Source organism: Hyphomicrobium denitrificans ATCC 51888 (assembly GCF_000143145.1).
In the GTDB taxonomy this organism is placed as follows: domain Bacteria; phylum Pseudomonadota; class Alphaproteobacteria; order Rhizobiales; family Hyphomicrobiaceae; genus Hyphomicrobium_B; species Hyphomicrobium_B denitrificans.
The window spans coordinates 374,310-395,340 of record NC_014313.1; the positions used below are offsets into that span (position 1 = coordinate 374,310).

General features: G+C 60.6%; 24 protein-coding genes. 11 read left to right on the forward strand and 13 right to left on the reverse strand.

Features of this window, described 5'->3' with window-relative positions; genetic code table 11:
- Positions 1–152 precede the first annotated feature (152 nt).
- The gene (locus HDEN_RS01760; RefSeq protein WP_013214403.1) at positions 153–1,445 is read left to right on the forward strand and encodes an NTP/NDP exchange transporter; all 1,293 of its coding nucleotides are present in this window, start codon (positions 153–155) and stop codon (positions 1,443–1,445) included.
- A gap of 26 nt (positions 1,446–1,471) precedes the next feature.
- Here the strand turns inward: HDEN_RS01760 and infA are convergent, their stop codons facing one another.
- From infA to HDEN_RS01775, 3 genes are all read right to left on the reverse strand, one after another.
- Positions 1,472–1,768 (reverse strand): translation initiation factor IF-1, encoded by a 297-nt coding sequence (gene infA, locus HDEN_RS01765; protein WP_013214404.1) that lies wholly within the window; start codon positions 1,766–1,768, stop codon positions 1,472–1,474.
- Between the two features lie 113 nt (positions 1,769–1,881).
- The gene (locus HDEN_RS01770) at positions 1,882–2,088 is read right to left on the reverse strand and encodes a cold-shock protein (protein WP_013214405.1); all 207 of its coding nucleotides are present in this window, start codon (positions 2,086–2,088) and stop codon (positions 1,882–1,884) included.
- Positions 2,089–2,382: 294 nt separating this feature from the next.
- Entirely contained in the window at positions 2,383–2,826 is a 444-nt protein-coding gene (locus HDEN_RS01775; RefSeq protein WP_013214406.1) for a YcbK family protein, read from the reverse strand.
- Positions 2,827–3,228: 402 nt separating this feature from the next.
- On the opposite strand from HDEN_RS01775, the gene HDEN_RS01780 reads away from it, so the two are divergent.
- From HDEN_RS01780 to HDEN_RS01790, 3 genes are all read left to right on the forward strand, one after another.
- Positions 3,229–3,684 (forward strand): hypothetical protein, encoded by a 456-nt coding sequence (locus HDEN_RS01780; RefSeq protein WP_013214407.1) that lies wholly within the window; start codon positions 3,229–3,231, stop codon positions 3,682–3,684.
- A gap of 132 nt (positions 3,685–3,816) precedes the next feature.
- A complete protein-coding gene (locus HDEN_RS01785) occupies positions 3,817–4,074 on the forward strand; it encodes a hypothetical protein (protein ID WP_013214408.1) in 258 nt (85 codons plus the stop codon).
- Positions 4,075–4,166: 92 nt separating this feature from the next.
- Positions 4,167–4,439 carry a PepSY domain-containing protein gene (locus HDEN_RS01790; RefSeq protein WP_013214409.1) on the forward strand — a complete coding sequence of 91 codons (273 nt, stop codon included), beginning with the start codon at positions 4,167–4,169 and terminating at the stop codon, positions 4,437–4,439.
- Positions 4,440–4,499: 60 nt separating this feature from the next.
- Here HDEN_RS01790 and HDEN_RS01795 read toward each other — a convergent pair whose 3' ends face one another.
- Positions 4,500–4,844, reverse strand: a complete 345-nt coding sequence (locus HDEN_RS01795) for a hypothetical protein (RefSeq protein WP_013214410.1) — start codon at positions 4,842–4,844, stop codon at positions 4,500–4,502.
- Between the two features lie 525 nt (positions 4,845–5,369).
- Positions 5,370–7,172 carry a translation elongation factor 4 gene (gene lepA / locus HDEN_RS01800; protein WP_013214412.1) on the reverse strand — a complete coding sequence of 601 codons (1,803 nt, stop codon included), beginning with the start codon at positions 7,170–7,172 and terminating at the stop codon, positions 5,370–5,372.
- A gap of 176 nt (positions 7,173–7,348) precedes the next feature.
- Here lepA and HDEN_RS01805 point away from each other — a divergent pair, with 176 nt between their 5' ends.
- From HDEN_RS01805 to HDEN_RS01815, 3 genes are all read left to right on the forward strand, one after another.
- Positions 7,349–7,900 carry a hypothetical protein gene (locus HDEN_RS01805; protein WP_013214413.1) on the forward strand — a complete coding sequence of 184 codons (552 nt, stop codon included), beginning with the start codon at positions 7,349–7,351 and terminating at the stop codon, positions 7,898–7,900.
- 196 nt (positions 7,901–8,096) lie between these two features.
- Positions 8,097–9,053: an iron exporter MbfA gene (gene mbfA / locus HDEN_RS01810; protein ID WP_013214414.1), complete on the forward strand. Its 957-nt coding sequence runs from the start codon at positions 8,097–8,099 to the stop codon at positions 9,051–9,053.
- A 124-nt stretch (positions 9,054–9,177) separates the two neighbouring features.
- On the forward strand, positions 9,178–10,416 hold the full coding sequence (locus HDEN_RS01815) for a lytic murein transglycosylase (RefSeq protein ID WP_013214415.1): 1,239 nt from the start codon (positions 9,178–9,180) through the stop codon (positions 10,414–10,416).
- A gap of 66 nt (positions 10,417–10,482) precedes the next feature.
- On the opposite strand, the gene HDEN_RS01820 is transcribed toward HDEN_RS01815, so the two are convergent.
- The 5 genes from HDEN_RS01820 to rpmI all read right to left on the reverse strand — a co-directional run bounded on the left by HDEN_RS01820 (position 10,483) and on the right by rpmI (position 16,398).
- Entirely contained in the window at positions 10,483–11,829 is a 1,347-nt protein-coding gene (locus tag HDEN_RS01820; RefSeq protein ID WP_013214416.1) for an NAD(P)/FAD-dependent oxidoreductase, read from the reverse strand.
- A gap of 33 nt (positions 11,830–11,862) precedes the next feature.
- Complete coding sequence (gene pheT, locus HDEN_RS01825) at positions 11,863–14,295, reverse strand: phenylalanine--tRNA ligase subunit beta (protein ID WP_013214417.1); 2,433 nt, start codon at positions 14,293–14,295, stop codon at positions 11,863–11,865.
- A 172-nt stretch (positions 14,296–14,467) separates the two neighbouring features.
- Positions 14,468–15,535: a phenylalanine--tRNA ligase subunit alpha gene (pheS, locus tag HDEN_RS01830; RefSeq protein WP_013214418.1), complete on the reverse strand. Its 1,068-nt coding sequence runs from the start codon at positions 15,533–15,535 to the stop codon at positions 14,468–14,470.
- A 159-nt stretch (positions 15,536–15,694) separates the two neighbouring features.
- Positions 15,695–16,096, reverse strand: coding sequence for a 50S ribosomal protein L20 (rplT, locus tag HDEN_RS01835; protein ID WP_013214419.1), 402 nt, complete (start codon positions 16,094–16,096; stop codon positions 15,695–15,697).
- Between the two features lie 101 nt (positions 16,097–16,197).
- The gene (gene rpmI, locus HDEN_RS01840) at positions 16,198–16,398 is read right to left on the reverse strand and encodes a 50S ribosomal protein L35 (protein WP_013214420.1); all 201 of its coding nucleotides are present in this window, start codon (positions 16,396–16,398) and stop codon (positions 16,198–16,200) included.
- 490 nt (positions 16,399–16,888) lie between these two features.
- Here rpmI and HDEN_RS01850 point away from each other — a divergent pair, with 490 nt between their 5' ends.
- Positions 16,889–17,236 (forward strand): hypothetical protein, encoded by a 348-nt coding sequence (locus HDEN_RS01850; RefSeq protein WP_013214421.1) that lies wholly within the window; start codon positions 16,889–16,891, stop codon positions 17,234–17,236.
- A gap of 28 nt (positions 17,237–17,264) precedes the next feature.
- On the opposite strand, the gene HDEN_RS01855 is transcribed toward HDEN_RS01850, so the two are convergent.
- The gene (locus tag HDEN_RS01855) at positions 17,265–17,675 is read right to left on the reverse strand and encodes a GtrA family protein (RefSeq protein ID WP_013214422.1); all 411 of its coding nucleotides are present in this window, start codon (positions 17,673–17,675) and stop codon (positions 17,265–17,267) included.
- A 256-nt stretch (positions 17,676–17,931) separates the two neighbouring features.
- On the opposite strand from HDEN_RS01855, the gene HDEN_RS01860 reads away from it, so the two are divergent.
- Positions 17,932–18,132, forward strand: coding sequence for a hypothetical protein (locus tag HDEN_RS01860; protein ID WP_013214423.1), 201 nt, complete (start codon positions 17,932–17,934; stop codon positions 18,130–18,132).
- Positions 18,133–18,240: 108 nt separating this feature from the next.
- Complete coding sequence (locus HDEN_RS01865) at positions 18,241–18,498, forward strand: hypothetical protein (protein ID WP_013214424.1); 258 nt, start codon at positions 18,241–18,243, stop codon at positions 18,496–18,498.
- A gap of 160 nt (positions 18,499–18,658) precedes the next feature.
- Here HDEN_RS01865 and HDEN_RS01870 read toward each other — a convergent pair whose 3' ends face one another.
- The gene (locus HDEN_RS01870) at positions 18,659–19,033 is read right to left on the reverse strand and encodes a cyclic nucleotide-binding domain-containing protein (protein WP_013214425.1); all 375 of its coding nucleotides are present in this window, start codon (positions 19,031–19,033) and stop codon (positions 18,659–18,661) included.
- A 131-nt stretch (positions 19,034–19,164) separates the two neighbouring features.
- A complete protein-coding gene (infC, locus tag HDEN_RS01875) occupies positions 19,165–19,695 on the reverse strand; it encodes a translation initiation factor IF-3 (protein ID WP_013214426.1) in 531 nt (176 codons plus the stop codon).
- Positions 19,696–19,917: 222 nt separating this feature from the next.
- Between infC and HDEN_RS01880 the strand changes: the two genes are divergently transcribed.
- Positions 19,918–20,997, forward strand: a complete 1,080-nt coding sequence (locus tag HDEN_RS01880) for an ELM1/GtrOC1 family putative glycosyltransferase (RefSeq protein WP_013214427.1) — start codon at positions 19,918–19,920, stop codon at positions 20,995–20,997.
- The last annotated feature ends 34 nt before the right edge of the window (positions 20,998–21,031 follow it).

Here is a 21,031-nt window from a genome sequence, read left to right on the forward strand (position 1 = left end):
GGTACAGTGCCGCAGACGACCATTCATGGAGCGATTCTCCGCTGCAGTGCACCAAGGGTTGAGCCATTTTTGAACGGTTGAGACGGCGATTCAGTTCGGAGTAAACAGATTTCTGAACGGTATTCCCTGGCCGCCAGCCTTCCCGGAGATCCATGACGGACGAAACGCCCCTGCCTTCGGCGGAGCAGCCGGCTTCGTGGCTCAAACGCTTCGTCAACGTCGAGCCGGGTGAGGTCGCGGCGCTTCTCGCGTCGTTCGCGATGTTTTTCGCGCTTCTGTCCGCCTACTACATCGTGCGCCCGGTTCGGGATGAGATCGGCGTCAGCCTCGGCAAGGACGCGCTACACCAGCTGTTCACCGTCGTCTTCTTTGTCATGGTCGCGCTGGTGCCGTTGTTCGGGTTCGTCGCGGCGCGCTTTCCGCGGCGGCTCGTGCTGCCGTCGATCTACATCTTCTTCGTGCTCAACCTGATCGGCTTCTGGCTGGCGATGAAGACGGGCGACAAGAACGTCTGGGTCGCGGGAACGTTTTTCGTCTGGGGCAGCGTCTTCAATCTGTTCGTCGTGTCGCTGTTCTGGAGCCTGATGGCCGAGCTCTGGAGCCACACGGAAGCGAAACGGCTTTATGGCTTCATCTCAGCGGGCGGCACGGCCGGCGCGCTCGCGGGACCGCTGCTGACGCAAGGGCTCGTACGTTTCGTCGAACCCGTCAATCTGCTGCTGGTGTCGGCGGCGCTGCTCACTGCGGCGATGATCGCGGGGCTGGCGGTCAGGCGGCTCAAGACCGGCGCCGCGGGGCCAGAGATGGACGCGACCGGCGGCGGCATCCTCGATGGTGCGATCAAGGTGTTCACGACGCCGATGTTCGCGCGCATCGCGATTTTCATCTTTCTCGCGAATGTCGTCGGAACGTTTTTCTATCTCGAGCAGGCCAGGCTTGTGGCGCTGACCATTCCGGACAGTGCGCAGCGGGTCGCGTTTTTCTCGGGCCGCGATCTCGTCGTGAGCATCGTGACGTTTCTCATCGAAGTGTTCGGCACGGCGCGCATTCTGCAGCGCTTCGGTGTGACGGTGGCGCTGCTGGCGCTCCCGGTGACGGCTACCGTCGGGACGCTGCTGTTGAGTTTCGATGCTGCGCTATGGGTGGTTGCTGCCGTGATGGTGGCGGAACGCATCGTGGCGTTCTCGCTCGCAAATCCGGCGATCAAGGTCATCTACACGCTGGCGTCGCCGGACGAAAAATACAAAGTCCAGAACTTCATTGATACGGTCGTGTTCCGTGGCGGCGACGCGGCGTCGGGATGGGTTTATGCGGGCCTTGGAGGCGGTTTGGGCTTCGCCGCCGGCGCGATGGGCGCCGTCGCCATGCCCTTGGTCCTCATGTGGATCTGGATCGCGCGACGCCTGGGCGCCGATCATCATCAGCGTGCGGAAGAAACAGTTTAGGGGCATTCGCCCCTTGTGACGTGCGTTCAGCGTCCGCCGCGACGAGGCGGTCCACCAGGACGAGCGCCGCCAGAGAATTCACCACCGCCCTGTCCAGGACGGCTGTCCTTGTGACGGAAGTTGATGCGCCCTTTGGTGAGGTCGTACGGCGTCATCTCGACGGTGACACGGTCGCCCGCGAGAATGCGGATGCGGTTCTTCTTCATACGGCCCGAGGTGTACGCGATAACCTCATGCCCGTTATCGAGCTTCACGCGGCAACGCGCGTCGGGCAGGACCTCGTCCACCACCCCCTCGAACTCGAGCATCTCTTCTTTTGCCATTCGATCTCCGAACGTCCTGTTCTAGGGTCTGATTGTCCGACTGTGGTCTGACAAGAAAAGCGGGGAGCAGACGAGCTGCTCCCCGCGCGAGTAAAGTGGTCTTCTCGAAATCGTTAGAGCGGACGAAGGTTCACGGCAGCGATCTTGCCGTTACGTCCACGTTCGGTTTCGAAGTAGATCTTCTGGCCTTCGCGGAGCGACTGAAGGCCGGCGCGTTCAACCGCCGAGATGTGCACGAATACGTCGTTGCCACCTTCTTCCGGCTGAATAAATCCGTAGCCCTTCTGACCATTAAACCACTTCACAGTCCCATTCGACATTAATTGCCTCCAAAGCAAACGTGCGTCCTCCGGCGGAATGACGGAGGCCATCAAATCGCGCGATGGAGACGTCTTAAAGCAGGCGGTAGCGCTGTCGAAGAGTAAGCCAAGGCGTGTTCGATGGCGACTATATGCCTTGAACAGGCAAGAAAGGCAAGGCGGGGGAGCCTTCCGGAGGCTCTGCCGAATGGCTTAAAGGGGCTTTAAATCCGGGCTGTTTCGGGTTTCGGACGACGCGTTTACGAATGGCCCGGAGGGGTCGGGGCGGGCGTCTTTCGCCCACCCCCCGTTAGATCAAGTCCGGCCGCTCGGGCGGTTCAAGGCGACGAAATGCGGTCCGATGTCGACGTGGATGTGATCCATGTCGCGATATGTCATGACCCCACCGTTGTGGTGGTTGGAAATGAGCCAGCTGACAACCTGTCCCTTTTTCCCGGGAACGCGGAAGTCGATGGCTTGACCCGAAGCATGGCGGGACGGGTGACCGGTGCCGGCAATTTTGGCGCCGGGGCGGCAGGTCGACACGATCTCGACGTTGCCGAAGCGAGCGCGGATGCGGTTGAGGAGGGCACGTGCCTCCCACGTCAGACAGGTGACTGACGACCCGGATGCGGCGGCGAGGTGGCGGCTGGTCATCGCGCGGTTCTTCAGATTGGCATCGAACTGTGCAGCATTGACGGTCGCCGGTACGGCAGTCGCAAGCACAACAGAAAGCAGAGCAAAAGATCCCTTACTCATGGGAAGTCCTTGTGTTGGTTGTGATGTCTGAATGTCCAATCGACGCCAGGCCACGCCTCTCTGAGGGGTGGAAACCGCGACCGCATCTCGCGCGGTGGGCATCTCTGGATGTTTGGAAAAGGAAGCCGCGAGCGCCAGCTGCCTTGGTGCCGAGTCCGGGCCTCAGCGTGTCAGGCTGGCCCCCCGTGACGAACGCGTTGCCGATGAACCGGTACGCGGCGGAAGCTGAAAACGCGAAGCAGTGGGCGAGAATAAGGCAGCCTGTTAAGATGCCGCATGAGCGTGCTCGTGCGCCAACAGGAGTGGCTTGAAATCTATAATAAGTCCCTGGACCGTGGCATATTTGGTCGCAGCAGGGTAGCAAGGGCCGTGACGGACGGGGACAGAAGAAGGGGAACGGACATGAATGCCTTGAAGAGTATTATCGTCGGCTTCATCGCAGGGGCGATCGCAGCCGTGACGGTGCAAGAGTTCATCAGCTGGCTTTTTGTGCACTACTGGACGGGATGGAACGTCGAGCCCTGGAGCATGGAGCCGACGCGCAGCCTGATCGCTCCGGATATCGAGGTGCCGTGGCTGGTCGGAACGGCCGTGACGGGTGGGCTCTGGGGTGCGTTGTTCGGGCTGATCCTCGGCTGGCGGCCTGAGGGCATGATGACGATCCGCGGCGCGATCCTCGGGCTGTTCGGGCCAGGCCTCATCAGCGCGTTCACGATCGTGCCGTACCTCTCACATCAGACGTCGCCGCTCGTCGAGGGCAACGTCGAACTCATCGTGCCGATCCTTTGCATTTCGGCCGGGTTCGGGGCCGTGGCGGCGTGGCTTTATGGCTTGTTCAGCTTCGGCCGCCTGCCCTGATCCTTCAGCAGCGATTAAGCAGGAAGACCGCAGGGCCCTGGTGGAGACGCCGGGGCCTTCATATTTGTAGGGCGAGGCATCGTGGTGCTCGGCCGGAAACATGCCTCATGGCGATCTGGGAGGATTGCGTAAATGCGGATGCTGATATCGGCAGTGCTCATCCTCGTCGCGACGTCGTTCGCAGCGTCTGCCGCGCCGCGAGGCAAGGACAGCCAGAGGCAGAAGAACAGGCCTCCGCCGTACGCGACGCGCGACTGCACGCCGATCAATGGCTTTTATGGCTACTACGGAAATCCGTGGTGCGACACCGGCTCGTCCCGGCCCGCCGATATCGAATTCCGCGAACGTCAGCGCGCCATGCGGCGGCAGGGCTGGAATGGCGGCCGGTGATGCCGAGATCCACTCTCACCTGCGGCTGGTTCTGAACGAAAACAGGTTCTCGGGCGTTGCCGGGTGTCACACTTGCAAGGAGAGTTTCAGTCATGATCCGTAGCATCACCGCTTCCGCGATTTTTGCATCCACGGCGCTGTTCGCTGGCGCTGCATTCGCCGACGGCCGTCCGCCGACCGCTGAGGAAACGACCGCTGTCACGGCGGCACTGACCAAGGCCGGTTTTTCGAAATGGGGTAAAGTCGAGTTCGAAGACGGAAAGTGGGAAGTCGACGATGCCATCGGCGCCGATGGCAAAAAGTATGATGTCGACTTGAGCGCTACCGACATGTCGGTGATCAAGCAAAAAATCGACAACGACTGAGTTTGATCACAGCCTAAAATCGAAACGGCGATCCCTTGGATCGCCGTTTTTTGCTTGGTGCTATTCGCAAAAAGGTTTGATTGCGTCCGTCGCGCGGTAAAGGCCCTCTCCTATCCGTTTAAGCATCCCGCGCTGCGCGTAAAGGTGAAGTTGGGAGCGGACGGCATTGCGATTGATGCCCCATCCCATCATGTGGATGTAGGACATAGCTTCATCTATCGACACCGGGTTTGGTGATTGACGCAAAAATACGTTGACGAGAATTGCTTTCCACTGCGGAGAAATTTCGCGTTCGCGCTTGCTTGGATTGAGGTCCGCTCCTGATAGCAGTGTGGGGGGGCTCAAATCATCTTTGTCGGCGATAAGTCTGCGGGCGTGCAAAAGCCCATCTAATTCGCCCTCCATTCGAGATATTTCCCGACGAAGTTCTAACATTCGCGCTTGTCTAGCGCGGATCAAATTATCCAGCTCAATCAGTTGCTTGGACACAACGCAAACCACTAAACAAACGCTACACCTAGTGTCAATTTGACGATTGACGCACAATATATTTGACGCAAAAGGGTAAATATACTATGAAAATGGCCGCAGAGGGGTGCAACCCTCTGCGGCCTCATCCGAGGTCATCAAGCAACTGGGCTTTGATGGTCGGCACACGAATCGTAGGGTACCTCCCTCGAGACTCGGCGGTCAAGGCTCGTCAAAGAGGAGTAAGGGTCGATGAAGACCCCTCTTGGAACGAGAAAGTATACGGGCGAGACGTGCCCTGAGAGCGGTAAATGGGTGTCGGAGGATAATCCTTCGACTTCGGCGCCGATTGCAAAAGGGAACAAGTTCCCTCCACACAATGGCAAAGCTGTTTACTGGCGCCTCGTCGAATATGTGTAAAACGAGAGCCTTGGGGAGCGATCTACATAGGTCGCTCCTTGTTTAGTTGTCGTCCATCTTCAGGGCGTTGATGAATGCTTCCTGCGGAATTTCGACCTTGCCGAATTCGCGCATCTTCTTCTTGCCGGCCTTCTGCTTGTCGAGCAGCTTGCGCTTTCGCGTGATGTCGCCGCCGTAGCACTTCGCAAGGACGTCCTTGCGTAGCGCCTTGATCGTCTCGCGGGCGATGACCTTGGCGCCGATCGCGGCCTGAATCGGAATCTGGAACAGATGCGGCGGGATCAGCTCTTTGAGCTTTTCGCACATCGATCGGCCGCGGCTTTCGGCGCGTGAACGATGCACGACGATCGAGAGCGCATCGACGGGCTCGCTGTTGACGAGGATCGACAGCTTGACGAGGTCGCCTTCCTCGTAATCCTTGATGTGATAGTCGAACGAGGCATAGCCGCGCGATACGCTTTTCAGACGGTCGTAGAAGTCGAACACGACTTCGTTCAGCGGCAGTTCGTAGATCACCATGGCGCGCGAACCGGCGTAGGTGAGCTGCTTCTGACGCCCACGCCGATCCTGGCAGAGCTTCAGAACGGCGCCGAGATAATCGTCGGGCACGAGGATCGTCGCTTCGATCCAGGGTTCCTCGATGTGATCGATCCTGACGACCTCCGGCATGTCGGCCGGGTTGTGCATCTCGATCATCGTGCCGTCGTTCATATGCAGATGGTAGATGACGCTCGGCGCGGTGGTGATGAGATCGAGGTTGAACTCGCGTTCCAGACGCTCGGTGATGATTTCGAGGTGAAGCAGTCCGAGGAAGCCGCAACGGAAGCCGAAGCCGAGAGCGGCCGAGCTTTCCGCTTCGAATGAGAAGCTCGCATCGTTGAGGCGTAGCTTGCCCATCGCTTCGCGCAAGTCTTCGAAGTCCGCCGCGTCGACGGGGAACAGCCCGCAGAAGACGACGGGCTGCGCCGGCTTGAAGCCGGGCAGCGCTTCGGCGGTCGGATTTTTCTCGTCCGTCACGGTGTCGCCGACGCGGGTGTCGGCAACTTCCTTGATCGCGGCGGTGAAGAAACCGACCTCGCCCGGCCCGAGCTTCTCGAGCATTTCCTGTTTCGGCCGGAAGATGCCGACGCGCTCGATTTGATAGTCGGCGCCGCTCGACATCAGCTTGACGCGCTGGCCCTTCTTCAACGTGCCGTCGATGACGCGCACGAGGACGATGACGCCGAGGTAGGCGTCGTACCAGCTGTCGATCAGCATGGCTTTGAGCGGCTTCGTGCCATCGCCTTTCGGCGGCGGCAGACGTTCGACGATGGCTTCGAGAACGGCTTCGACGTTGAGGCCCGTCTTCGCGGAAACGCCGATCGCGTCGGACGCGTCGATGCCGATCACGTCCTCGATCTGCTGCTTGACGCGGTCGGCATCGGCCGCGGGCAAATCGATCTTGTTCAGAACGGGCAGGATTTCGAGATTGTTGTCGAGCGCCTGATAGACGTTCGCGAGCGTCTGCGCTTCGACGCCCTGGCTCGCATCGACGACGAGGATCGCGCCTTCGCAGGCTGCGAGCGAGCGCGAAACCTCGTAGGCGAAGTCGACGTGGCCTGGCGTGTCCATCAGATTGAGCTGATAGATTTCGCCGTCCTTCGCCTTGTAATCCAGGCGGACGGTCTGGGCCTTGATCGTGATGCCACGCTCGCGCTCGATATCCATCGAGTCGAGGATCTGGGCCTTCATTTCCCGGTTGGTTACATTGCCGCAAAGCTGAATCAAGCGGTCCGACAATGTCGATTTGCCGTGATCAATGTGGGCAATGATAGAGAAATTTCGTATACGTGAGATATCGGTCATGGGCGGGGCTCATAGCACCCGGAACCTGATGGCAAAAGGGCCGTTAAGCTGTTGAGGCTATTTAGCTGGCGGTTCCTTCGCCGCATGGACCTATAAGATAACTGGCGACTTGGTTGTCAGTGTGCGAAAAAGCTGGGGAAAGCCCGCAAGAGACGTGCGAAATCCGGAGAGACGATATGGCGAACTCACCTTTCGATGCCAATCCCGCTTTCACCAAGCTTGGCGATGATACGCGCAAGGCCGTGACGCAGGCATTCGATGCAATGTCGAACTGGCGCTCTGAGCTGGCGGAACTCGGCGAGAAGAACAGCAATGCTGTTTTCGACAAGATGGCGGAAGCGGCCAAGTCGTTGGGCTGGCCGACGGACTTCGTCGAACTCAGCCGCAAACAGATGCAAAACGCGTCGAAACTGCAGCTTCAGGCCGTCGATCAGGTCATGGATGTGTGGGAGAAGCAGGTGAAGTCGATCGGTTCGACCAGCCAGCTGCCGAACTTCCCTAATTTCCCCGGTTTTGGAAATGTCACGCCAGGTCAGTCGGGTTTCCCCGGTGGCGTTTTCCCGGGCATGCCCGATTTCGGTGCGGGCGCAGCCAATCCGATCCAGTTTTGGATGCAGGCCGCAGAGATGTGGCAGAAGGGCTGGCAGCAGGCGATGTCGACCTGGGTCGACGCTCAGCAGAACACCTTCGGCAAGTCGGGCGGTAGCGGAAAATCCAGCTCGCGTTAACCTCTCGCGATCCAAAGCGGTTACGTCATTCATTCGCCGGCCCTCGCAAGATGGCCGGCGTTTTCGTGTTTGCGCGCACTAGGTCGGGTGCGACTGCGCCGCGCGTCAGCACTGCTTGCGGTATCTATAGCCCCATCATATATTAGAACTATTCTAAATTAGAGTTGGCCCTTGGCTGCGCCTGGAATTCTGTCCAATGCGAAAATTCGCCGATCTCGATGCGCGTGAAATTCTGGCTCTCGCCATTTCGCTGGAGGAGGAGCACAGCCGAATCTATGCCGACTATGCGGCCGGGCTCGGAGAAGACTATCCGGCGTCGGCGAAGATTTTCACGGAGATGGGGCAGGAGGAGAACGATCACCGGCGCTGGCTGATCGATCTCTTCCGGCGGAAGTTCGGCGAACATATTCCGCTGATCCGGCGTCAGGACGTCTCGGGTTTCGTGCGCCACGATCCGATCTGGTTCGTGCGGCCGCTCGGCATCGAGAAAGTGCGGCGGCAGGCAGAAGAGATCGAACTCGAAACGCGTAACTTCTATCGTGCGGCCATTGCGCAAATTTCGGATGCCGAAGTGCGCAAGCTGATCGGCGATCTCATCGTTGCGGAAGACCGGCATCTCGGCCTCGCGCAGCACATCTCAGAGGTGGAGCTGACGTCGACGGCGAAGTCGGTCGAGGAGCAGGCGGCACGTCGCACGTTTGTGCTCCAGTATGTGCAACCCGGTTTGACGGGTCTGATCGACGGGTCGGTCTCGACGCTGGCGCCGATCTTCGCGGCGGCGTTTGCCACGCATAACACCTGGCAGACGTTTCTCGTCGGCATCGCTGCGTCGATCGGTGCGGGTATCTCGATGGCGTTCGCGGAAGCGCTGGCGGATGACGGCAACATTTCGGGTCGCGGCAGTCCGTGGGTGCGCGGCGGAGTCACGGGGCTGATGACGGCGCTGGGCGGACTTGGTCACACGCTGCCGTATCTGATCCCGAATTTCTGGACCGCGACGTCGGTCGCAATCGTCGTCGTGTTCATCGAGCTTTGGATTATTGCGTTTGTCCGTGCGCGGTTCATGGACACGAAATTCTTCAGGGCGGCGCTGGAAGTCGTGGTCGGAGGCCTGCTCGTTTTCGCGGTCGGAATCCTGATCGGCAGCGCCTAGCGTGCCGATTGCTTGGGCTCGATGCGCGTCAAGCAGATGTTAGCCTCATTCAGGCCATAGTGTCTTGACCCATTCCGGTCTGCCGACACAGTGACGGCGACACACAACCCTCCGAAGGCTTTCCATGCGCGCAGGTTTTTTGATCTTTTCGATCGCAACGATGGCGTTTGCGTCAATGTCCGGCGCGGCGTTCGCGGAAGCCACGCCACCGCCTCCGGCCAATAAGCGCAACTGCCAGAACACGGTGCCGTTTCAGCGCTGGCTCGCCGATTTCAGACGGGAAGCGATCGCCGAAGGCATCCATGCGGGAACGATCGATGATGCGATCGGCGGCATGACGCCCGACATGAGCGTCGTCGCGCGCGACCGCAAGCAAGGATTCTTCTCGCAGACGTTCATCGACTTCTATTTCAAGCTCGCGACCAACGGCCGCGAGAAAATGGGCAAGTCCTATCTGCAGCGTTACAAGTCGATCTTCGATCGCGCGGAACAACAGTATGGCGTGCCGGGCGCTGTCATCACCGGCTTCTGGGCGCTCGAGAGCGACTTCGGCGGCGGCATGGGAAATCTGTCCGTCATGCGCTCGCTGGTGACGCTCGCCTGGGATTGCCGTCGCGGCGACTTCTTCCGCAACGAACTGAAAGCCGCGCTGAAGATCATCGAACGCGGCGATCTCACGGCGGACCAGATGATCGGATCGTGGGCGGGTGAACTTGGGCAGACGCAGTTCCTGCCGCAGCACTACTACAACTACGGCGTCGACTATGACGGCGACGGTCGCGTCGATCTGATCCGCGATATTCCGGACATCATCGGATCGTCGGCGAACTTCATCGCGTCGATGGGTTGGAAGCGGGGCGAGCCGTGGCTGGAACAGGTTCGGGTCACGAAGGAGCTGCCGTGGGAAAAGGCCGATCTCACCGTTTTGCTCCCGCGATCGCAGTGGGTCGCGTGGGGTGTCGAAGGTGTTGGCCACAGGTTGCCGTCGGACGATCTCCAGGCGTCGCTGCTGCTGCCGATGGGGCGTAACGGCCCGGCTTTCCTCGCGTACAATAATTTCCGTGTCTACACGCAGTGGAACCAGTCGCTGACCTATGCGACGACGGCGGCGCATCTGGCGGCGCGCATGACGGGTGCTCCGAACCTCAGCCGCGCGAGCGGAAATGTTCCGTCGCTCGGCTACGAGCAGACGAAAGAGCTGCAGGCGCTTCTGAAGCGGCGCGGCTTCGACGTCGGCGAGGTCGACGGCAAGCTCGGAGCGGGAACGCGCAAGGCGGTCAAGGAAATGCAGATCAAGCTGGGCTTCCCGGCTGACAGCTATCCGACGTCGGAACTGCTGACGGCGCTGCGCGGGCGGAGCTGATCGTTTTGCTTGGCGTTGCCGGCCCTCCTTCGTCGAGCCGGCCGGCAATGCCGAAGACAATGTCGCCTAGTGCAGCTTGACCTGCGGTTCGGTGCGCCGGGTCAGGAGGCGAGCCAGCGAGTCGAGCGCAACCTTGATCGGCCCATGCAGCGCAACCTCGTGCATCTTGTAGAGCGAGCGATACATAATTTTCGCGAACCAGCCCTCGATGCGTAGCGACTTGCCGGAGACGAAGCCCATCAGGTTGCCGACTGTCGAATATTTGCCGAGTGACACGAGCGATCCGAAATCGCGATACTTGAACGGTGCGAGCTTCGTCTCGCCGTGCATGCGGCGCTGGATCTGGCGGACGAGGTGGCTCGATTGCTGGTGCGCGGCCTGGGCGCGCGGCGGGATGGGCGCGGTGTCGCCATCCGGCACGAGGTAAGCTGCATCGCCAATGACGAAGATGTTGTCGTCTTTCGTCGTTTGCAGGCTCGGGCGCACGATAAGCGTGTTGCTGCGGCTGACTTCCAAGCCGTCGAGTTTCGACAGAACTTCCGGTCCTTTGACACCTGCGGCCCAGACGACAAGCTCGGAAGGAATGAAGTCGCCGTTGGCGAGGGTCACGCCTTGATCGGAGACGTTCGTCACCGGGCTTCCGGTGCGTACGTCGACGCCAATGCTCTTTAAGATATTCGTGGTCGCCGTCGAAAGTCTTTCAGGCAGCGCCGGCAGAATGCGCGGAGCGGCTTCGATCAGCGTGATCTTGAAGTCGTTTTCGGGGTCGATCTTGTCGAGGCCGAAGTCAACGAGGCCGCGCGCTGCATGGTGCAGCTCGGCGGAAAGCTCGGAGCCTGTTGCGCCGGCGCCGATGATCGCGACGTGGAGCTGGCCGGGCCGCACGGGGCCCTGCTGCGCGTAGGCGCGGACGCAGGCGTTCAAGAGGCGGCGATTGAAACGCCGCGCCTGCTCGGGCGTGTCGAGCGTGATCGCGTGTTCCTTCACGCCAGGTGTGCCGAAATCGTTCGAGATGCTGCCGACCGCGATGACGAGCGTATCGTACGGAAACCAGCGATCCGGCGTAATCTCGCGGCCATCTTCGTCGTGAGTTGCGGCGAGGTGCACGCGCTTGTTGGCGCGGTCGAGGCCGATCATTTCGCCGTAGCGGTAACGGAAGCCGTGCCAGTGACCCTGCGCCTGATACGCCAGCTCGTGGCGGCCGGTGTCCATGCTGCCGGCGGCGATCTCGTGCAGCAGCGGCTTCCAGATATGCGTGCGCGATTTGTCGACCAGCGTGATCTCGGCTTTGCCCTTTTTGCCGAGCTTGTTGCCGAGCTGGGTTGCGAGTTCCAAGCCGCCCGCGCCGCCACCGATGATGACGATCTTATGCAGCCCAGTCGTCGCGTCGGAAGTGGGTGCAGTAGCCGTCATGGTCATCTCCAGCGTTACGTGTGGGGCTGTCCTTCAGGACCGAAGTTCGGCGCCGGTCGCTTTTTTAACATCCGCCACTATTTTTTTGACAATTGTCTCTATGGCCTGATCCGTAAGTGTTTCGTTTCCGGGCTGCAGAGTTACTTCGATCGCGACCGACTTTCTGCCCTCGGCCGCGAGGTTGCCGCCTTCGAAGACGTCGAAAATGTTGACGTTGCGGATCAATGTCTTATCGGCGTTGAGCGCGGCCTTGATGACGTCACCGGCGGCCACGTCCTTCGCCACGACGAACGCCAGGTCGCGTTTGACAGGCAACAGATCGGATGCCGCCAGCGCGGGCTTGGCGCGCGACTTTTTCTTTTCCGGCGGCAGGGCGTCGATGAAGATTTCGAACGCCGCGACAGGAGCCTCGACGTCGAGGGCCTTGAGCGTCGCCGGGTGGACCTCGCCGAAGTAGGCGAGCACGGTTTTGGGTCCGAGCCGGAGCGTGCCGGAGCGTCCCGGATGATACCAGGGTGGGCAGTCACGCGTGATCTGGGCTTTGCTGGCGTCGATGCCGAGGGATGCCAAGGCTGCAACGACATCGGCTTTGACGTCGAAGACGCCGACGGGTTCGCCCGAGCCGCTCCATTGCCGGCCGGCGCCGCTGATGCGGGCGGTTCCGGCGCGCACGGCCGCGGCGCTCAGATACTGGTCTTCCGGTTTTTCGCCGCGATAGGCTTGGCCAAGCTCGAACAGCGCAACGTCCGAAGCGCCGCGATTGCGATTGCGGGTGACGGCGGTCAGCAGTCCGGGCAGCAAGCCGGGACGCATCGAGGACAGTTCCGTTGAGATCGGATTGGCGAGGTCGAGCGCTTCCGCGCCGCCGCCGAAATGCTTCGCCTGATCCTTCGGGATGAAGCTCCAGGTGACGGCTTCGACGAACCCGCGCGACGCAAGCAGGCGGCGGGCACGGCGCGCACGCTTCTGCTTTTCGGTCAGCACGGGCCGCGCGACGCCGTCGAGGCGCGGCAGCGGCGTTGCGGGAATGAGCTCGAGACCGGCGATGCGCACGATCTCTTCGACGAGATCGGCCGGTCCATGCACGTCGGGACGCCAAGTCGGCACGGTGACTTTCGCGGCGCTCGGTTCGCCTTCGATCCTGAAGCCGAGAGCCGTCAGGATTTTCGCGATCTCGGCTTCGGGAAGCTTGACGCCGGTCAGCTTCGCGACGCGCGCGAAGTCGAATGCGATCACGCGATTTTCGATCGGTTCCTTGCCAGCGACCTTGGCTTTCGATGCCTCGCCGCCGCAGAATTCTAGGATCATGTCGGTTGCGAGATCGAGCCCGGGGCGAACGGATGCCGGATCGACGCCGCGTTCGAAGCGGTAGCGCGCATCGCTCTGAAGGCCGGTTTTGCGGCCGGTGGCGGCGGTGCGCACGGGATCGAACCAGGCGCTTTCGATCAGGACGGCGGTCGTCTCGGGCGTGCAGCCCGTCGACTCTCCGCCCATGATGCCGCCGAGACCGAGCGGGCCGCTATCGTCGGCGATGACGCACATGGTGCTGTCGACGGCGTATTCCTTGCCGTCGAGTGCGAGGAATTTCTCGCCGGATTTTCCGAGGCGGGCGTGGATTGCGCCTTTGAGCTTGTGCGCGTCGTAGACGTGCAGCGGACGGCCGCGATCGAGCGAAATGTAATTCGTGACGTCGACAAGGGCGTTGATCGGGCGCAGGCCGACGGCCTTCAAACGGTTTTGCAGCCAATCAGGCGATGCGCCGTTCGAGACGTTGCGGATCGTGCGCGCCGCGAATACCGGGCAGGCGTTGGCCGTGTCAGCCGAGAAGTCGAGCTTCACCGGAATGGCGCAGTCGAACGCTTCCTTGATGGCTTTGAGTTTCGGCTCGGGTTTCAACGATCCGAGACCGGCGGCGGCGAGATCGCGTGCGATGCCGCGCACGCCCGTGCAGTCGGGGCGGTTCGGCGTGAGCTTCACTTCGATGACAGGATCGTTGAGGCCGGCCGCGTCAATGTAGCGTTCGCCGACTTTGCTCGCCCATTCGGCGGGCAGATCGAGAATGCCGGCGCTATCGTCGGCGAGTTCGAGTTCGGCGGCCGAGCACATCATGCCGTTCGAGACGACGCCGCGGACGGGTTTCTTCTCGAGCGTGATCTTCGAACCGGGAATGTAAGTTCCGAGCGGTGCGAAGACCGATACGAGGCCAGCGCGTGCGTTCGGCGCGCCGCAGACGACCTCCATCAGCGGCTGGCCCTTGGCGATCTCGACCTGCACGACCTGCAGCTTGTCGGCGTTCGGATGCTTCTTGGCTTCGACGATGCGCGCGATCACGAAAGCGCCGAGCGCCTTCGCCGGGTCTTCGATGGCTTCGACTTCAAGACCGATCGCCGACAACGTCGTCTCGATCTCGTCGAGCGAGGCGTTGGTATCGAGATGATCCTTGAGCCAGGAGAACGTGAATTTCATTGTTCGTCATCCTCGAGCGTCTGAGCCCCCGCGAGGACGTTCGGGGATCCAGCATAAGAGTTGTCGCAGACGCCATATTGTGCCGTTGGCGCGTTTTGCGCTGGATTCCCGGCCTTCAACGCACACGATGTGTGCGCTCGGCCGAGAATGACGATGTGATCTGCTGCCATCATCACGCTGATAGTCCGCCGCCGAGGGTGGGGACGTCGAGGGTGGAGAAGCCGTAGTGGCTGAGCCAGGTCAGGTCGCCGGAGAAGAAGGCGCGGAGATCGGGGATGCCGTATTTCAGCATCGTCAGGCGGTCGAGGCCGACGCCGAACGCGAAGCCCTGATATTTCTCGGGATCGAGGCCGCAGTTCCTCAGCACGTTCGGATGCACCATGCCGCAGCCAAGAATTTCGAGCCACTGACCGGGCTTGCCGATCGCCTCGGCGCCGATGTCGACTTCCATCGACGGTTCGGTGAACGGGAAGTGCGAGGCGCGGAAACGCATCTTTACTTCGTCGACCTCGAAGAACGCCTTGCAGAATTCCTGCAGCACCCATTTCAGGTGGCCCATGTGGGTCTTCTCGTCGATGACGAGGCCTTCGACCTGATGGAACATCGGCGTGTGCGTCTGATCGCTGTCGCAGCGATAGACGCGGCCCGGCGCGATGATGCGAAGCGGCGGTTTCTGCGAAACCATCGTGCGGATCTGAACGGGGCTCGTGTGCGTGCGCAGAAGCAGGCGCGACCCGTCGGGCTTCGGCGAGAAATAGAATGTGTCGTGATCCTGCCGCGCCGGATGGTCGGCCGGGATGTTCAGCTTGTCGAAGTTCATCTCGTCCGTTTCGATGTCCGGACCTTCGGCGACCCTGAAGCCCATATCGGCGAAGATTTCGATGACTTCGTCGAGGACCTGGCTGACGGGATGAATTCGGCCATCGGCGACGGAACCGGGGCGAACGGGAAGCGTGACGTCGGCGCGCTCGGTTTTCAGCCGTTCATCGAGCGCCGCGGTTTCAAGCGTTGCCTTGCGTTCGTCGAGCGCAGTCGAGATCTTGCCTTTGAGGGTGTTGACCGTCTGGCCGAAGGTCTTGCGCTCTTCCGGCGGGAGCGAGCCGAGCTTGCTCATCAGCTCTGAGACGCGGCCTTTTTTTCCAAGTGCCGAAACGCGGACGGCATCCAGAGCGGCGAGATCTTTGGCGCCGTCGATTTCGGCGACTAATTCGCCTTCAAGCTTATTCAGGTCTTGGCTCATGGCACGTCCGACGTCGGTGAGATGGCTGGATTGGCCAATTACCAACGTCATCCCCGCGTAGGCGGGGATCCGTCCAAGTGTCTTTCGCGCAGTTCGGTCCGGCTTGGATGGATCCCGGCCTTCGCCGGGATGACGTCAGCGCAGTAAAGCGAAGGCGATTTAGGCCGCCTTCTTGACCTTGTCCTGGTCAGCTTTAGCGACGGGCGAGGCGGCGGCTTTCGCGGCCTTGTCGACGAGCGCCTTGAAGCCTGCGGGATCGTTGATCGCGATGTCGGAAAGGACCTTGCGATCGACTTCGATGCCGAGGTTCGTCAGGCCGTTGATAAAGCGGCCGTAGGTCAGGCCATGCTCGCGAACGGCGGCGTTGATGCGCTGAATCCAGAGAGCGCGGAAGTTGCGCTTGCGACGCTTGCGGTCACGATAGGCGTACTGCTGCGCCTTCTCGACTGCCTGCTTAGCGACGCGGATCGTATTCTTGCGGCGGCCGTAATAGCCTTTGGCGGCCTTGATGACTTTCTTGTGCTTGGCGTGGGCAGTTACGCCACGTTTGACGCGGGCCATGGGATTTCTCCTAATTCTTCAAGATTTGTGCGTGGGTGGATGAGTCTTTGCTGGGCGCTTGCGACTCGCGTTCCGCGAGCCGGCCGCAAGCGCCGAAAAGATCATCGGCTGTAGGGCATGTATTTCTTGACGATCTTCGCGTCAGAGTCGTTCAGCACACCCGTGCCGCGCGCCTTCTGAATGAACTTCGCCGTGCGTTTGATCATGCCGTGACGCTTACCGGCCTGGGCGGCAACGACCTTGCCCGTACCGGTCATCTTGAAGCGCTTTTTGGCGCCGCTCTTGGTCTTCATCTTAGGCATTTTGCTTTGTGTCCTTTAGTTCGCTCGCGGGCCCGTCGCCGATCGCTTACGCGTTCGGCTGGCCCTCCGCGGGGGCGGCGCTCGCGCCGGGCCGCCTTGCGGCCCCGGACCTTGCGGTCCGAAGTGCGGCGGTTCGGGTTGCGCTCACGGCTCTTGCGAGCCGAAATGCAGATGCCTTGCGGCGTCCGCACTCTCGACAATCGTGAAATTGCCGGTCCTGCGAAGGGTGCTTTTTTGCGGTTTCCGCTTGTTTTTCAAAAGCATAAGAACCGCCACGGCATGCCTCGCCGGGCGGCTCTGGGAGGGTTTATACGGAAATGCTGCGGAAATCGCAACATCTTCAGCGGGCATGCGATTTCTGCCACGCAATCTCATGATTTTCTCGCCGGAACGGGAAAGTCACGCTCGTTCCTGCTGAACCAGATAAAACGCTTCCGCGTTGGGAGCGCAGACGCCGAAAAAGGCGTCGTGGGGCGAGGGAGATGCAACCGTGAGAGAAATCATCGATCAGATTGTCAATCTGCTGCAGCAGGGGATCACCGCGATCTTCAGGTTCATCGAACTCGTCTGGCAGTGGTCGTTCGGGCAGATGGTGACGATTTTCCGGTCCGACTGGCAGTCCTTGCCGGTCTGGAAGATCGCGGTGCTCGCGATTGCGGTGATCGCGATCGTCTATGTTCTCTATCGCGGCTTTTTTCAGCTCTGGCGCGCGGCGGAACAGATTTTCCGAGCGTTCGTCGATCTGCTGATGGTGTTGATCTCGGTGCTGCCCTACGTGCTGATCGCCGGTCTCATCGCGGCTGGCGGCAGCTACGTGATCCAGCACGTGAATCTCTAGAGGCGATCACGTTCAGCGGCACGGAGGCTCAACCTGCGGGTGAGTTCGCCGGATTTGCGGTGAACACGATGTGCCGTCTCGCGAAGTACAGCGCGATGAAGCAGAGAAGCAGCGCCGCGGTCTTGCTCTCGACCGCGGACAGTTTCAGCACGTGCACGCCAAACCACACCACAACGGCGGTGATCAGCAGGCCGATGAAGCCGGTTCCGACGAATTCCATGAATAAGCGGTGCTGGCTTTTGTGCGAGGTGTCGACGGTGAAAACGTATCGTTTCGACAGTAGATAATTGACGATGACGCCCGCCGAATAGCCGATGACGCTTTGAACGACGGGCATGCCGAAGAGGTGCGTCAGCGTCAGCAGAAGCGTGTAGTCGACGACGGTCGAAACGATGTTCGTGCCCGTGTAGCGCAGCAGGTGTTCGGCTTTGGCTCGCATGAGATGGCTTTTGCTCGGTACGTCGCCGGTCGGGGAGGCTGGCCCTCAAATCATCAACGCATGATCTCTTAAACCGGGTTGCTCGTTCGCGTCTGCGCTATTTCGACCGGGCAGGGCGGGAGTTCAAGGAGCTTGCAACTATCGGCAACATCATACTTGCCGCTCGTTGCGCCTGATTTCGCCTTAACGGGTGTTGCAAGTTTCAACTTGGAGCGAAGATACACGGACTGATCGCCCTGGTCCGAGAGACAGTCCGATGAAACTCGATCCGTTTGTCGCGACGATTTTATCCCTGGCGGCGTTTCCGACGTTCCTCATCAGTGTCCGCTCCGCGAGCGGCTGGCGCGCCGGCGTTGTGTTCGCGGCTTTCTATCCGGCTTTGGTGCTGATCGTCGGCGCGTTTATGATTGCGACCTTCATAACGCTGGCGTCGCTCGGGATCATCGATCTCGACTGACGCCATATCACCAATTTGTATATCGTTATTCACGGGTCATTCAGGCGTCGGCTGCGAAGGTCCGGAGCGCTCAACGCCTTGTGCGCCATCAGTTAACGGAGCTTTTTCATGCGCATTGCAACGCTTTCCGCGGCCGTTGTCGTCGCGGCGGGACTTTCCCTCGCAGCAGGTGCCCCTGCCCAGGCAGCGCCAGTTTCGGCCCCTCAGCAGACGGGCATCAGCCAGTCACTCGTTCAGCAGGCTCAGTACTGGCGTCGTCCGGGCTGGCGTGGCGGCCGTTGCGTGAAATGGCGCAACATCTGCGCTGATCGCTGGGGCTGGGGCGGTCCGCGTTTCCGCCGCTGCATGATCAGAAACGGCTGCTGACGGCCGGCTTTGGAGCGAGCAGCCGCGCAACTGCTGCTGCTGCTCGTTCCTCGAGCCGTTCCGCATTTCGTTGAACAGCGGATCGACTCTCGGTCCTTGCTTTGTCGTGGCATTATCGTGCTTCTCACCGGAAAACCGGTTTCCATTTTTCCGGAAGCACTTAATGTTCCTTGTTCATCCGCCGAAGCCTGTTGGCGAGCAGGCTCATGACCCGAAGAGCGAATTCGGGGTCGTTTCGGATGACAGCGAGAAATGTTTGCTTGTCGATTTGCACGACTTCGGTCGGCTCGGTAGCCATCGCGGCGGCGCTGCGACGACCGTCGTCTATCAGCGCCAATTCGCCGAAAATACCCCCGGCGCGCACGTTTTCGAGGACCGTGCCGTAAGTGATGACGTCGACGCGTCCTGAGCGGACCATGTACATCGCGTCAGCAGCATCGTCCTCGAGGAAGATTTTCTCGCCGGCCTCGAAGAAGCGGTACGGCGCGCCGATTTGATCCAATATGGAAAAATCAAACGGGCTGTCCTGGTTCATAGCTTCCGCTCCACTGCAGGCCAGACAAAACTAGAGCCCTGCTCATGGCCGAGCAAGGCTCTCGATTGCGTTCGCTGGATTGTCCGTGAACCGCTGCGTGGGGCGGGGATCATTCACCCCGCCGCGGGCGGTCATTTCGGAGCGAGAACCATGACCATCTGCCGGCCTTCAAAGCGTGGCTCGCTTTCGACTTTGGCGATGGCTTCGGTATCGACCTTGACGCGCTGAAGCACGGCCATGCCGAGCTGCGAATGCGCCATCTCGCGGCCGCGGAAGCGAAGGGTGATTTTCACCTTGTCGCCTTCTTCGAAGAAACGTTTGATGGCGCGCAGCTTGACGTCGTAATCGTGATCGTCGATGCCGGGTCGCATCTTGATTTCTTTCAATTCGACGATCTTCTGGTTCTTACGCGCCTCGGCGGCCTTCTTCTGTTCCTGGAATTTGAATTTTCCGAAATCGAGAATCTTGCATACCGGCGGCTCGGCATCCGGCGAGATCTCTACGAGATCAAGTCCAACATCCCCAGCACGGGCGAGGGCATCGAATTTGGCGATGACGCCGACGTTCTGTCCGTTCTCGTCGATGAGACGAACTTCCCGGGCCCGGATTTGATCGTTGATGCGGGGCCCTTGGTTTTCCCGGCTCTGGGGCTCGGGTCGCATAGGTCTACGGATGGGGCATTCTCCTCTACTGTTTCGCGAATTGGACGCAACTCTACATGCCGAGCACGCAGATTCGAGCATCCCGGCGCAAGATTCTTAAGGCGCGGTGTAAAGTCAAGTCTTATCGGGTGAATACAACGCTCCTTAAAAGGGGTTCAAGCTTAATCCATAAAACGTCACAATCGGGCGGCTATGTCCGCCCACTAGCTATTGGATTTTCAGATGCAATCGGACGGCCGTTCGGCGGAACCCCTCAAGGGCCTACTCATTTCCGACGGCCGCCCAGGGAATTATCACCTGGCGGAAGGGTTGGTCGCGGCAATCGAGCGCCTGCGGCCGGTCGAGGTTACGCGGCTCGAAATATCGCAGCGTAGATGGACGCCGACGCGCTTCCTGGCATTTCTCAGCAACCGGGGCGTTCGTCCCGAGGTTGTGCTGCGGCTCGGATACGGACTGACGCCCGACGCCGTAAGCGGGGCCGACTTTGTCGCGTCGGGGGGCGGCGACACCCTTGGCGCGAACGTTGCGTTTTCACGCCTCTTCGATGCGCCGAATTATTTCTACGGCTCGGGCAAGCATTACGACGTCAACAATTTCGACCTCGTGTTCACGTCTCACGCCAAGGTCGCGACCCATTCGCGGCACGTGCGGACAATGAAGCCAAGTCCGATCGATCCGGATTCCATGATCCAGCCGGCGCTGTCGCAAAGCCAACCCCCGGCGCTGATCGGCGTTCTGATCGGCGGCAACACGTCCAGCATCACGTTTTCGGAATCCGATCTGGCGCGGCTCGTCGGCTTCATGCGCGATATGCATGCGACGACGGGTACGACGTTCTACGTCTCCAACTCGCGGCGAACGCCGCAGAAGTTGAGCGACGCGCTCGTCCGGCTCGCAGAAGAGAGCGATAGCGCGATCCATCAGTATATCGACGTGCGCTCGTCCGGAAATGGCACGCTGCGCGCGCTCTATGCGGCTTCGTCGGCGATCCTGTGTACGGCGGACAGCAGCTCGATGGTCTCGGAGTCGGTATGGCTGCGCCGTCCGACGATCGCCATCACGCCGAGTGTTTTCAGTCTCGACGCGAGCGAACTCGAATATCGCGGCTTCCTCGAAAGCAACGGTTGGCTGCATACCATGCGCATCGCCGATCTTGCGCCGAACGCGGTGCTGGCGAAGCTTCGTTCGATCAGGCCGCTCGTCGAAAACGGGCTCGATCTCCTGGCAGACGTATTCCGTCAGCGTCAGCCGGGGCTGCTTACGCCAACGCGCGTGGCCGATGGTTCGCGCGTTAAGGCATAAGCTTCTGCGGCCGCAGTTCGAGCGGTTCTCTTTA